The organism is Mucilaginibacter sp. P25 (assembly GCF_050859465.1).
Classification (GTDB): Bacteria; Bacteroidota; Bacteroidia; order Sphingobacteriales; family Sphingobacteriaceae; genus Mucilaginibacter; species Mucilaginibacter gossypii.
Genome location: NZ_CP193937.1, coordinates 5,686,185 through 5,699,886, shown reverse-complemented (window position 1 = coordinate 5,699,886; position 13,702 = coordinate 5,686,185). Strand labels below are relative to the sequence as shown.

Below are 13,702 nucleotides of genomic sequence, written 5' to 3'. Positions count from 1 at the left end.
CTTCTCTTTTTTCTTTTGTGCCGATGATAAAAAAGGCAGAACAAGCAACAGGGTGACCGGCAAAGCAGAGCGGAATACGGGTTTGATCAATGACATATTATTTAAAACCAATTATATGATTTGAGTGTGCACAAATTACACTAATTACCACGAATATTTACTAACAGGAAAGTTCCCTATTTTATTATTAGTATAATAAATGGTCACTAAAAACAAATAGCGACGGGCATATCCCCATCGCTATTTGTTTTAGAATAACTAATTCGTGAAATTCGATTTAATTCGAAATAATTAGTGTTCAGTTTTATCCTTTTATCATACCTACTTTTTTCAGCAGTTTACGGTTTTCACGACGGTGTATTAAACGGTACACGATTGCGTAAATAATAGGTAATATCAATAAGGTTAGGATGGTAGATGTCACAAGCCCACCTATAACTACTATAGCCAACGGTTTCTGAGTTTCCGAACCAATACCGGTTGAGATAGCTGCCGGCATTAAACCAATGGCAGCCATCAGCGCGGTCATCACTACCGGGCGCACACGTGATATCACGCCTTGCATAATGGCCTCATCGAGGTGCATTTTTTCTTCAATGTTTTTCTTGAACACCGAGATCAGGATCACACCGTTCTGTATACATACACCAAACAAGGCAATGAAACCAATACCTGCTGATATACTAAAATTTGTATTAGTAATATGTAATGCTAAAATACCGCCTATCAACGCAAACGGCACGTTCAGGATAACCAACACTGCATCTTTAGCGTTACCGAAGGTGATGAACAGGATCAGGAATATCACCAGTAAACACACAGGCACTACGTGCGCTAACGTATTTGATGCCCTGATCTGGTTTTCAAACTCACCGTTCCAGGTAAATGAATATCCCTGGTCAAGTTTTACGGCGGCGCCTACTTTTTCCTGCGCTTCGGCTATAGTGCTACCTAAGTCGCGGCCACGCACCGAGAATTTCACAGCGATGTAACGCATGTTATTATCCCGGTAAATAAATGCAGGGCCGGTTAATGTGGTGATTTTAGAAATCTCTTTAATCGCAATTTTTGAACCGTTTAATGTAGGTACCATCAGGTTCTCAATTTTGCTTTGAGTATCCCTGAATTGTTTTTGGTAACGGATCCGGATATCAAATTTACGTTCGCCTTCATAAAGCTGTGAGGCCGCTTTACCGCCTATGGCCATCTCAATAACCGAGTTGGCATCGGCAGTAGACACTCCGTAAAGTGCCATCTTGCGCTGATCAAGCTCGATGCGGAACTCCGGCTGACCGAGGTTTCGTAAAATACCAAGGTCTTCAACACCGTGGATCTTCTTGAGCACAGCCATTACCGAGTCGGCCTTCTGATCAAGCACCTGGAAATCGGGCCCGAATATTTTTACTGCCATAGATGCAGGTACACCTGCAACAGCCTCAGCTACGTTATCGATAATAGGCTGCGAATAGTTAAATACAATACCCGGAAACTGGCTCAGCTTTTTATCCATTTCGGCTATCAGCTCTTCCTGGCTGATGCTTCGTTTCCATTCCTTTTTAGGCAGCAGGTCAACCTGGATCTGCACGTTAAAAAAACCTTTCGGGTCGGTACCGTCGTTGGTACGGCCCACTTGCGACAGGGTTTGTTTCACCTCGGGGAAGGTTGACAGGATCTGCCTCATTTTATCAGTTACCTTAACCGAACTTTCCAGCGAGGTACTCATTGGCAGCTGCGCGGTTACCCACAGGGCGCCCTCGTTAAGCTGCGGAAGGAATTCCGAGCCTAAAAATTTAGCCGAAAAGAAGGTAACCGACATAAACGCTACCGCTACTATCAGGCTCAGCTTTTGATTACGGTATGTGTAACTAAACATACGGCGGATACCGTTTTCAAAGAATATTACTACCGGGTTATGTTTTTCCCTTACATTTTTGTTAAGCAAGATGCTTGACAAAGCTGGTACCAGCGTGAGTGTAAAGATTAATGCGCCAAGCAAAGCAAAACCCAAAGTGTAAGCCAGCGGAGAGAACATTTTGCCTTCAACCTTTTGGAAAGCGAAAATTGGTACCAAGCAGGTGAGGATGATAAGCTTGGAGAAAAAGATAGCTTTACCCATCTCGGCGCCGACATTTTTGAATAGGCCAAGTTTAGCCAACCCGTTGAATTTTTGCATCCCTACTTCCTTAGCCCGGTGATCCAGCGCCACAAAGATCCCTTCAACCATCACCACCGCCCCATCTATGATGATACCAAAATCGACTGCACCCATAGAGAGCAGGTTGGCGCTCATTCCCTTTAATCGTAAACAGATGAAAGCAAACAATAATGCCAGCGGTATAATGATCGCAACAATGAGCGTTGTGCGCCAATCGGCCATAAACAAGAATACTATAACGGTTACCAATATGATACCCTCGCATAAATTATGGATCACCGTTTCGGTACAAAAATCCATCAGGTTGGTACGATCATAAAAGGTGGAGATCTTTACATCGGCAGGTAACACGCTTTTGTTGAGGTCGACAACCTTCTGGTTAATGAGCTTTAATACCTCGGCAGGGTTTTCACCTTTACGCATTACCACAATACCTTCAATAACGTCGTTGTTTTTATCCCGGCCCACCTGGCCTAAACGCGGTAAACCGCCTTCTTTAATCTCGGCAATATCACGGGCCAAAATCGGAACGTTATTAACGTTTTTGATAATAATATTCTGAATTTCTTCGATATTATTGATTAAGCCAATACCACGTACTACATAAGCCTGGTCGTTTTTTTCGATGATATCACCACCTACGTTAATGTTACTACGGTTAAGGGCCGTGTAAACATCAAGCGAGGTAAGACCGTATTTTTGTAACAGCGAAGGGTTTACACTCACTTCATAAGTTTTTTCCTCGCCGCCAAAGCTGTTCACATCAGCTACACCGGGGATTGATTTAAACTGGCGGTCAAGCACCCAATCCTGTATAGCGGTAAGGTCATGTAAAGATTTGGTGTGGCTTTTTAGGGTGTAACGGAAAATTTCACCTGTTGGGCCGTATGGCGGTTCAACCTCGGGTTTAACCCCATCGGGCAAATCGGCATTGCCAAGTCGGCTTAATACCTGTTGGCGGGCAAACGCATCATCAACATCATCATCAAAAATAATACGGATGTATGATAAACCAAAAGACGATGTGGTACGGAGGTTAGCCTTTTTTTGCACCGAGTTTAAAACGGTTTCCATTGGTATGGTAACCATTTTTTCCATCTCTTCGGCACTGCGCCCCGGCCATTGGGCTATAATTATGATCTGTGTATTGGTAACGTCGGGAAAAGTCTCGATAGGGGTGTTGGTGTAACTCCACACACCCAATGCTACCAATACAAGTGTCATAAAAAACACAAAGTAACGGTGCCTGAGCGAGAAGTATATTATATTTTTGATGAACTTGTTCATTGTAGTCTTTGTATTTTAAAAACGTAAATGCCCTGGTTAAAACCTGGCAATTTTTGGTTTACCCACCTGTTAGTTGTTGCCGGCAATGGCATCATAAAAAAGCAGCTGGTTTTTTGAGATGATCTTATCACCGGCTTGCAAACCTGACGATATATAGGTGGTGTCTTCAACGGTTTTGATAACCGCTACCTGGCGTACCTTCAAATCGTCTTTACTGTTATAAACCACTACAAAGTTTTTGCTGTTGTCATAAACAACGGCTTTTGCTGGTATAGCAACCGACTGCGCTTTTTCACTGTTGGCTATTACCACACTGGTGAACATCTCCGGCTTAAGCAGCATGCCATCGTTGGGCAATACGATTTTAATCTTCAATACTTTGTTGTCCGGATCGAGCACAGAACTAACGGCGTCAACCTTGCCGGTAAAAACTTTATCGGGGTAGGCAATCGTAGTAACTTTGGCTGTATAACCTACTTTAACACGGCTAATGTCTGACTCAAACACGTTGGCCCAAATCCAAACATCTTTCATGTTGGATATTGTAAACATGCTGTTGTTATTATCCGGACGGATATAGCCGCCTGCTGTAATATTTTTTTCAACCACAAAACCGCTTTCAGGCGCTTTGATTACCAATGTACCGCCGGGGCTGGTATTACCACCGCCGTTGATTGCAATCTGCTCTTTTACTTTGTTGTAGGCAGCTTCGGCTTTGTTGAAATTTTCTTTAGCCTCAGTATAATCGCGCTCGCTTGAGATGCCGTTTTTGTACAGATATTCGGCCTGTTCAAGCTGACGTTTGTAAATAGCAAGGTCGGATTTTGACGAGCTAAGGTCGGTATAATTACCTGCAACATCGGCACTGCGTACGATGGCGAGAGTTTGACCTTTGCTCACTTTATCGCCCAGTGAAACTTTTACATCCAACACCTGCCCGCTTGAAAAAGGAAATACTTTAACAACGGTGTTGTCATCATATGATACCTCGCCCGAAAGTGTAAGCTCATTTTTTATGGTAGCGATCCTGGCAGTATCGATTGTGATAATTTTAGCCATTGAATCACTAACAGTTACCTGTTTGTTTTCAACAGCAGGAGGTGTCTTGCCTTTGCAAGCGGCAAGTAGTAGCAAAGCTGAGATGCCGGAAAACAGCGTTTCTCTTTTCATCATAGTAAGTCTTAAAATGTTAGTCAGGATTTTATTACGGTAGTGCCAACAGCAAAATTGAGGTCGGCAATTGCTTTTTGCAGGTTGAATTGTTGTTGCAATATTTTTAATTTGGTGTCCTTATAGGTGTCAAAAAAGTCTACAAACTCCACAAGGCTTATCTGGCGCTGCTGGAAGCTCTTGAGCATTGCGCCAAACAGTTTATCGTACTGTTCATTAAAGGCGATTTGCTGAGTTGAGAACAGCTGCACGTTTAGCTTATACTGGTTAACAGCTGCAACTACATCATTTTTAAGCTGGAATTCATTTTGTTTCAGGGTGCTCTCCTGGCTTTTGATATTGTATTGTGCCGACTTGATATTGCCCTGGTTGCGGTTAAACAACGGTATCGGAAAACCAACTTGTAAGCCATAGTAATGACGGGCATAACTACTGTTTTGATCGTATGATACACCTAAAGTTACGTCAGGCACGGCAAGGGCTTTTTGATAAGCAAGATTATGGGTAGCCGAATTTAATTGATACTGGTTCGATAAATAATCGGGCCTGTTGGTCATGGCTTGGCTAATGAGCGATTGCACATCAAGATCAACAGTTTCAACCGGCTTGTCATTTATGACAGGTTGAACAAATGTGGTTTCCTTTGTTTGCAACAATGTTTTAAGCTCTGTTTGCAGATCGTTGATCTGGCGGTTATTTTCAACCATATCATTTTGCAAACCGAACAAAAGGGCTTTCAAACGGATGAGGTCCTTCATTGAGGTATTACCTACATCAAATGATTTTTGAATAGCATTAACCAGTTCAGTGGCCGATTTAATTTCATTTTGATAAACTAATTGTTGCGCATTCAAGGAACCTAACTGGCTAAAATCAAGCTGCAGATTATAACGCAGGTTACGCATCAAGTCATTAAAGGCGGCTTCCTGAACTTTAGCATCGTCTTCGGCTACTTTTACCTGTTTGCCGCGTTTGCCGGCAGTGGCAAACACCTGGTTTAACTGGACAAATATTTGTCCGCCTCCGTTTGAGTGGTTGAAAAATTTATTGGTGCTACCGTCATGGATATTCTGGTCGGTGCTTAACACAGGGTTGTCCCATAGTTTGGCTTGTTGAATGAGCGCCTTTGAGGCATCAACATTATACTTTTGGGCAAGCAGGCTTAGGTTATTTTCAATGAACTGTTTTTCAGCATCAGGGAAAGTGATCTTTAACGTATCTGTTTGTGCTTCGGCCTTTTGTGTTAATAAACTAAAAAATAACGGTGATATAAATAGCAGGGATTTTATAGTACGCATGTTTCCTTCTTCAATTCTACAGTACAAAAATTCAAAACGGTTATGAATTTTGTATGAAGTGAAGGAAAACTAATGGTAGAGGAACCTTGATTGGTAGGATTTAAGGATTGCCTTGGATAGAGGATGTAAAAATCTTATTAAATCAAAAAATCCTTAAATCCTATGAATCAGGGTTAGATATTGATTTCAAAATCATCCGCATCTTTTAAAAACGGTAGTGCACGGCGAACTTTTTCAACCTCATCACCTATGATACTGAAAGTGTAAAGGTCTTCTTCATCACGTTTATAGTAAACTACCTTACCGTTAGGATCGATACAGGTGGAATCGCCGCTATGGTAAATTTCGTTTCCATCGTGGCCTACGCGGTTAACTGCTATCACGTACGACTGGTTTTCAACCGCACGGGCAGGTATCAGGGTACGCCAGTGCGCAGCCCTGCGCTCGGGCCAGTTAGCAACCACAATGAGCAGATCGTAAGGATTAGCTTCTATATTACGCAGCCACACCGGGAAACGCAGGTCATAACAGATTACCGGGCAAATTTTCCAGCCGTTAAGTTCAACGAAAAGCTTTTTGGTGCCGGCGGTGTAGGTATTATGTTCCTGGCCAAGTGCAAAGAGGTGACGTTTGTCGTAATGTTCATGACTGCCGTCAGGGCGCATCCAGATTAACCGGTTGTAGTACTTGCCACCTTCTTTAATAATAATGGTCCCGGTTATCACACAATCATATTGTTTGGCTATTTTTTCCATCCATTGCATGGTTTTGCCATTCATAGGCTCAGCCAATTCGGCGGCGTTCATGGTAAAACCCGTACTGAACATTTCGGGCAGTATGATGAGATCTGTTTTTTCGCGGATCCCTCCCGATAACCTGAGGGTAATATTCTGAAGATTTTTATCGGTATTTTCCCAAAAAAGGTAGCCTTGAAAAACAGTAATTTTAAGATTCTCCATAATATTTGGTTCATAGTTGATGGATCATGTATCATGGCAAAAATGCATGATGGTTGGTTGATCCATTCGGATAAAACTTATACAATTTGGCTATGATCCATGAATTATAGACCATGATCCAAAATCAAACTTATGATCTGGCTATGATCCATGAACTATAGGCCATTAACCAAAAATTAAACTCGAATTAACCTATCAACGGCTTTATCTAAAGTTTCTTGCCTTTTGGCGAAACAAAACCTTAACACATGGTGATCAATCCCCTTGCTGTAAAAGGCCGAAACAGGTATGGACGCTACCCCAAATTCCTTCGCCACACGGATAGAAAAGTCGGCATCTTTTTCGTCGGTAATAGCGCGGTAACTTACAGACTGAAAGTATGATCCTGAACATGGCAAAAGCTTAAAACGGCTTTGTTCAAGGCCTTTTCTGAAGTGGTCGCGTTTTTCCCTGAAAAATTCGGCCAGGCCAAGATAATTTTCTTCGTTTTTTAAATGCTCGGCGATTGCATACTGAATAGGAGTGTTTACGGCGAATACCAAAAACTGGTGAATTTTCCTGAACTCATTCATCAAATAAGCAGGCGCCATGCAATAGCCCACCTTCCAGCCCGTAGCATGAAAAGGCTTGCCAAACGATGCTACGATGAAGCTGCGCTGCTGCAGATCAGGGTAGCGGGCCATGCTGTGGTGGGTTTCGCCATCATAAATCAGGTGTTCATATACCTCATCGCTAAGGATCAGGATATCCTGGTTTTTTACCAGCGCGCTCAACTCGTCAATATCCTCCTTATGCAAAATGGTTGCGGTTGGGTTATGAGGCGAGTTAAGGATGATCATTTTTGTTTTTTGGTTGATCAACCGCTTAACCATGTCCCATGCAATGCGGTAATTAGGAGGCTCAAGGGCAAGCGATTTTACAACGCCGCCCATCAGTTTTATGGCAGGGGCATAACAATCAAAAGCTGGCTCGAATATAATCACCTCATCGTTGGGGTGAATTACAGCGCTTATAGCTGTAAAAATGGCCTGTGTACCACCGGCAGTGATGGTGATCTCGGTTTCGGGGTTATAAACCGCGCCGTAAATTTTTTCGGTTTTTTCGGCAATACGTTCTCTTAAAGCCATAACACCAGCCATGGGCGCATATTGATTATGACCCTCTTTCATGGCCTTATTTACAAGCTCTATCAGCTCAGGTGAACAGTCATAATCAGGAAAACCCTGCGATAGATTTATTGCACCCAACTCGCTGGCCAGGGCCGACATGACGGTAAATATGGTAGTTCCGGTTTGGGGTAATTTTGAAACAACAGGTATCATCAACGGCTAAAGTAGGGAAAAATCATTATGAACTTATCCCCATAACCGGGTATTTTTTGTATTTGGAAATATTTTAATTTATAGGTTTAAACATATTACTGTGCCGTGATTTTTAGGATTGGAAGATTAACAGGATTTTTCGAATCGGGAAGATTACCCAACAAAGTCAATCTTATCCATCCTTAAATCCTAAAAATCATGGTTCAATGAGGATGCTGTCGGTAATCTTAGCTATATCGTAGCTGATTTTATTGATAAAACCCAATTGTTCTTTCATCAAAGCATCTTCGGGTTGGGGTACCGGCTTCTGGGCTTCGGGGTTAACAGGTAGAATTTTACCTATATTAAATTCAATATTTTCAGCATGTAATTTTTGACCGGTATCGTTCAAAACGGTTATACTTTTTTTGATGAGCTTCATGGCTTCAGGGTGTGCAACCGGGATTTCCTTTTTGCTTTGTGCCGATGCAATGGTAGCGATGTACGAGGAAAGGATATGGTTAAGCACCACAAATTTATGTACATCCTTAATTTTGCGCTGTTTGCTTTTAGGTTCTGATGTCATGCGCTCAAATGCGGCCGAAAGGTTGGCCGATTTTACATAAACCTCTTTACGCGCCAGTTTGTAACTGGTAATACTGATCATTTTACCCGATATACTTTCGGCAATGGTAACCAGGTAATTTATGTTGGCCACTAACACATCCCTAAGTGCTTCCTGAATCTGTTCAAATTCCCAGGTAGGGAATATCAGGTAACTGGCCACCAACGCGATAGTTGAACCTATGACGGTATCCAAAATTCTTTCCTGGGCTACATTGAGCAATCCAACGCCCAGGAACTTGAACAATATAAGTACATAAGGCGTCATGAAAATTACGCTCACTACATAATTAAGGCGTTGAAAGCTGTAGGCACCCATCATAAAAATCACCAGGAAAATAAACTGCACGGTGACGTTAGGGATAAAGGTAAGTATGGCTATCCCAATAACGCCCCCGCCAATGGTACCTATTAAACGCTGGTAGTTACGCTGTTTTGAAAGACTGAACCCTGGCTTCAATATTACAATAATGGTAAGCAGCACCCAATAGCTGTGATGGCCTAATGATACTAATTTAGCCGTGATAAAGCCTATCAAACACACCAATGCTACACGCAGGGCATGTTTGAATGCGCCGGATGCCAGCGTAAAGTTGTCGAAGAAAATATGCGGTGCAAAATCCTGGTGGGTAACAAAAGCCGAATACTCTACATCGCCCTTGGGCTCGTTTAATGATTCGGCGGCTTTTGAACTATAGTACTTATAGATATTGTTGATCCCCTCGCTAAGTGAACGCAGGTTTACCAGCACCTTTTTAAGCACCAGATTGCTGGTTTCCTGGTTGTTTTTTCCGATGGAGTCGATTTTTATTTTTAGTTTTTCCAGTTCGATATTAAAATCAGTGAGATGGCGGCGACGCGTATTTGATAATATAATGTAGGCTATATCATCAAGCTCATCGGCCATGTTATGGATAATACGGGCTATTTCGGTAAGTACACCAGTGTCTTTAAATTTTTCGCGAATGTGGCTGTAATCATAGTGTGTGGCCATGATCTGTTCGTAAATATCAACAAGGTCCACAAAAGTAAGCACCAGGATTCTGCTTGGAGCTGTTGATTCGCGGGCCATGATGCGGCTTTTAAAAAGCAGTTCGCGCACGGCATCCTGGTGCTGGCTCACCTGGATCTGTTTGGAAACCAGCTTGCGGTAGTTTTCATCAATATCGGTATCCGACAAATAAAAATCGGCTTTGATGCGTAAAAAACGAGCTATATCGGTAACATTTTCGCCAAGGGCCTGCTGTGCCGCGCGGTAAGGGCGGATACCGAAAAACAATAAACTGAAGATCATATACCAAACGCCACCCGCTAAGATAGTTGCACTGTAACCCAATACCTCGGGAGCTGCCAATGCCTTATCCATCATAAAGATCATGATCAGTAAAGATGAAGTGCCTACGGATGCTGCCCTGTTGCCATAAACTGTAAACATGGAAAACAAAAAAGCGAAGAAGGTGATCTCGAAGCCAAGCGTAAATACATTGAGCCGGGCAAAACCGGTAATAGCAGCAACCAAAAACAAACACAGGTTGCCGGCCGCCATAGCATTACGCTTGTGCGACACCGGGCCGGGAGTATCTATAACGCAGATACACAATGCACCCAGTGAAAGTGTAAGGCCCAGATCAAACTTATCAAACTGCATTAGCAGGAGGGAGGGCAGTAAAATGCCTATACAAATGCGGATCCCATCAGAAAAATATTGACTGTAAAAGAAACTTTTTATTTCCCTGGTGTTTATAGACATGGTAGCAGTAGCTTTGTAAATAACAGAACTATTATAAGCAATTTTGTTTGTTCGGCCTGTTTTTATTAAATATAATTTATTGGCCTAAAATGACGTTTCAAATTTACATAATTTTAATTTATGTATCTGTTTTTGATAAAAATGGCATTAATTGAAGATTTGTGTTAATAAATATTTACTTTTTGATGAAATTAAATTAAAGATCAGTAAATTCACCCCCGGAAAAGGCCAAAAGCTAAACCAATCAATTTTACCTCAATTTAATTTTTTACTATGTCGCCAACGTTAAAACTCAGCCAAAGAGAAGCAGCCTTCAATAACGAGGTTGTTACCCGATTTGAGTTATATAACAGTTTGTTTCAAACACTTCCGTTTTACCAGGTAAAGGATACAGGGATCTTATTACCGTTTTTTAGTTCACATTGTGAGAAAGGCGCTATCACCCATGATTCGCCGACAGATATTATCGAGTCGTTTTTTGAAAAGTATGTACCGGATATCGATCATCGCGAGCAGATTAACCGCATGTTCAGGTTTATTCAGTACATTGAACGGCAGGTGGTTTTATTTGACGCCATTGAAGATTCGTCATTTAATAAAATAGGTAAGTTTGATGACAGTGGTACCCTGCAAAGCTTGTTGCAGCATGCAGCCATCAGTGATGAAAGCCGGCAGGATATCAGTGAAAAATTAAAAGATTTTTCGTTACGCCTGGTGCTTACTGCTCACCCTACGCAGTTTTATCCAGGTACGGTGCTTGGCATCATGACGGATTTAATTGAAGCTGTAAAAACCAACGATATTAATAATATTGATGTATTGCTGCAGCAATTAGGTAAAACGCCATTCTTTAATAAAACATCGCCGACACCGGTTGATGAGGCTATCAGCCTTTCCTGGTTCCTGGAAAATATATTTTATCATGCCGTATCTGGGATCCAGTCAAAACTGGAAGAGGAGTTTGATATTGACGCTGCAAGCCGCCAGATATTGGAGCTTGGTTTTTGGCCGGGCGGCGACCGTGATGGTAATCCTAACGTAACAACTCAAACCACTAAAGAAGTTGCCAGCTTTTTAAGGCAGCGCCTGTTCAGGTGTTACTACCGCGATTTCAGGGTACTTAAACGCCGAATTACTTTCCGCGGTGTTGAGGAAGCCATGACTAAACTGGAAACGCTGTTTTACAAAAACGCTAACGAACAATTAACCCCGGTTGATCTTCAAGGCGAACTGTTGGAGCTGCTGCTTTCTATAAAAGAAGTTATCCTTCGGGATCACGATGGTTTGTTTGTGAATATTGTTGAGGACATGATCCAGAAGGTACGCCTTTTTGGATGTTATTTTGCAACACTTGATATCAGGCAGGACAGCCGTATTTTACGTAAAGTGTTTGAATATGGAACCCAAAATATTGACACAGGCGTAGCGGAAGGTTATTCGGAACTAAGCGAAGAAGATAAAATAAAGAGCATCACTTTTAAAGAGGCCGATTTTGTTTGCCCTAAAGAGGAAAAAGATGCTATGATCCACGATACACTGGATACCATCAGGTTGGTTAAGCAAATTCAACAGGGTAATGGTGAAAGGGCGTGCCAGCGTTTCATTATCAGTAACTGTCAGCGCGCTTCGGATATTTTGCAGTTGATTAACCTGTTTTTATGGAGTGGGTGGAAAAAAGACAGCTTAAGTATCGATTTTATGCCGCTGTTTGAAACCGTGAACGATCTGGAACATGCTGCAAGCATCATGGAACAATTATATACCCATCCGTTTTATGCCGAGCACCTGAAAAACAGGGGGAGCCAGCAAACTATTATGCTTGGCTTTTCGGATAGTACTAAGGATGGCGGTTACCTGATGGCTAACTGGTCAATATATAAAGCTAAAGTTGAGCTTACCGCGATGGCCCGCAAATACGGCATCCAGCTGGCGTTTTTTGATGGCAGGGGAGGGCCACCTGCCCGCGGTGGTGGTAAAACACACCGTTTTTATGCATCGATGGGTAAAGAAATTGCTAACGAGCATATCCAGTTAACTATACAGGGGCAAACCGTTAGTTCGCAATATGGTTCGGTTGAAACTGCCCAATTTAATATGGAGCAACTGATCAACGCAGGTATTATCTCAGCTTTGCACCCTAACCGTAACGATCTGCTGGATAACCGTCATAAGGAACTCATTCAGCAAATGGCCGATGTAAGCTATAAGCTGTTTATTGATCTGCGTGCACATCCGCTGTTTGTTGAATACCTCGAAAAATTCAGTCCACTGAAATTATTATCAAGGATTAATATCAGCAGCCGCCCAACTAAACGTAATGCAGGGGCTCAATTGAAACTGGAAGACCTTAGGGCTATCAGCTTTGTAACTTCATGGAGTCAGTTAAAACAAAGTATCCCCGGTTTTTATGGTGTGGGTACAGCACTTAAACAGGTTAAAGAAACTGGCGGTTGGGACGAGATTAAAGAGCTTTATCAAACTTCGGGTTTCTTTAAAACTATGCTGGATAACTGTATGATGTCGATGTCGAAGTCGGACTTCAGGGTTACAGCGTACCTGGAACAGGATGAAAAATTTGGCGCTTTCTGGAAAATGCTTCGCGATGAGTTTATTCTTACCCGCGAAATGTTGCTTGAACTAACCGGCAGCACCGTACTGATGGAAGAATATCCGGTTGAACGTCGTTCTATTGCTATTCGCGAAAAAATAGTGTTACCGCTGGTGATCATTCAGCACTACGCCCTGCAATGTATCAATTATGAAAAGGATACCGAGCTTAATGATGTTTATAACAAGCTGGTGATCCGTACGGTTTACGGTATTGTAAATGCCGGGCGCAATTTGGCTTAAGAGTTTATTGTTTTAATTTATATCCCCATCCACCTGTTAGCAATAGCAGGTGGATTTTTTTGATTTAATTGTATGATCATGATGGGCTGTGTCAAAAGCTTTCAAAGGTTTTTGACATTTAGTCTGAAAAGCCTCTGCACTTAAACTTTAAGAAAAAACCGTGAGCTATTATAAAGTTAAAAGCAGAATACGTATAGCTTAAAACCAATAGGTTGATTATTCGTGTTTGTTCAATTGCTTTATATGTAATAAAAAAAACCGCATCATTTGTATTTGATGCGGCCTCTTTTGTATTTAGGGGAAAGGAT

At 42.1% G+C, this 13,702-nt stretch carries 7 protein-coding genes; 1 reads left to right on the top strand and 6 read right to left on the bottom strand.

Annotation, left to right across the window (positions count from 1 at the left end):
* Positions 1-304 precede the first annotated feature (304 nt).
* The 6 genes from ACRQ5D_RS28665 to ACRQ5D_RS28640 form a co-directional block, all read right to left on the bottom strand.
* Complete coding sequence (locus ACRQ5D_RS28665; RefSeq protein ID WP_091162593.1) at positions 305-3,442, bottom strand: efflux RND transporter permease subunit; 3,138 nt, start codon at positions 3,440-3,442, stop codon at positions 305-307.
* Positions 3,443-3,511: 69 nt separating this feature from the next.
* A complete protein-coding gene (locus ACRQ5D_RS28660) occupies positions 3,512-4,615 on the bottom strand; it encodes an efflux RND transporter periplasmic adaptor subunit (RefSeq protein WP_223266271.1) in 1,104 nt (367 codons plus the stop codon).
* 20 nt (positions 4,616-4,635) lie between these two features.
* Entirely contained in the window at positions 4,636-5,910 is a 1,275-nt protein-coding gene (locus ACRQ5D_RS28655; protein ID WP_091162595.1) for a TolC family protein, read from the bottom strand.
* Positions 5,911-6,083: 173 nt separating this feature from the next.
* Positions 6,084-6,869, bottom strand: coding sequence for a nitrilase family protein (locus ACRQ5D_RS28650; protein ID WP_091162596.1), 786 nt, complete (start codon positions 6,867-6,869; stop codon positions 6,084-6,086).
* 176 nt (positions 6,870-7,045) lie between these two features.
* Entirely contained in the window at positions 7,046-8,191 is a 1,146-nt protein-coding gene (locus ACRQ5D_RS28645; RefSeq protein ID WP_091162597.1) for a methionine aminotransferase, read from the bottom strand.
* A gap of 196 nt (positions 8,192-8,387) precedes the next feature.
* Positions 8,388-10,544: an FUSC family membrane protein gene (locus ACRQ5D_RS28640; RefSeq protein ID WP_091162598.1), complete on the bottom strand. Its 2,157-nt coding sequence runs from the start codon at positions 10,542-10,544 to the stop codon at positions 8,388-8,390.
* A 273-nt stretch (positions 10,545-10,817) separates the two neighbouring features.
* Between ACRQ5D_RS28640 and ACRQ5D_RS28635 the strand changes: the two genes are divergently transcribed.
* The gene (locus tag ACRQ5D_RS28635; RefSeq protein WP_091162599.1) at positions 10,818-13,394 is read left to right on the top strand and encodes a phosphoenolpyruvate carboxylase; all 2,577 of its coding nucleotides are present in this window, start codon (positions 10,818-10,820) and stop codon (positions 13,392-13,394) included.
* The last annotated feature ends 308 nt before the right edge of the window (positions 13,395-13,702 follow it).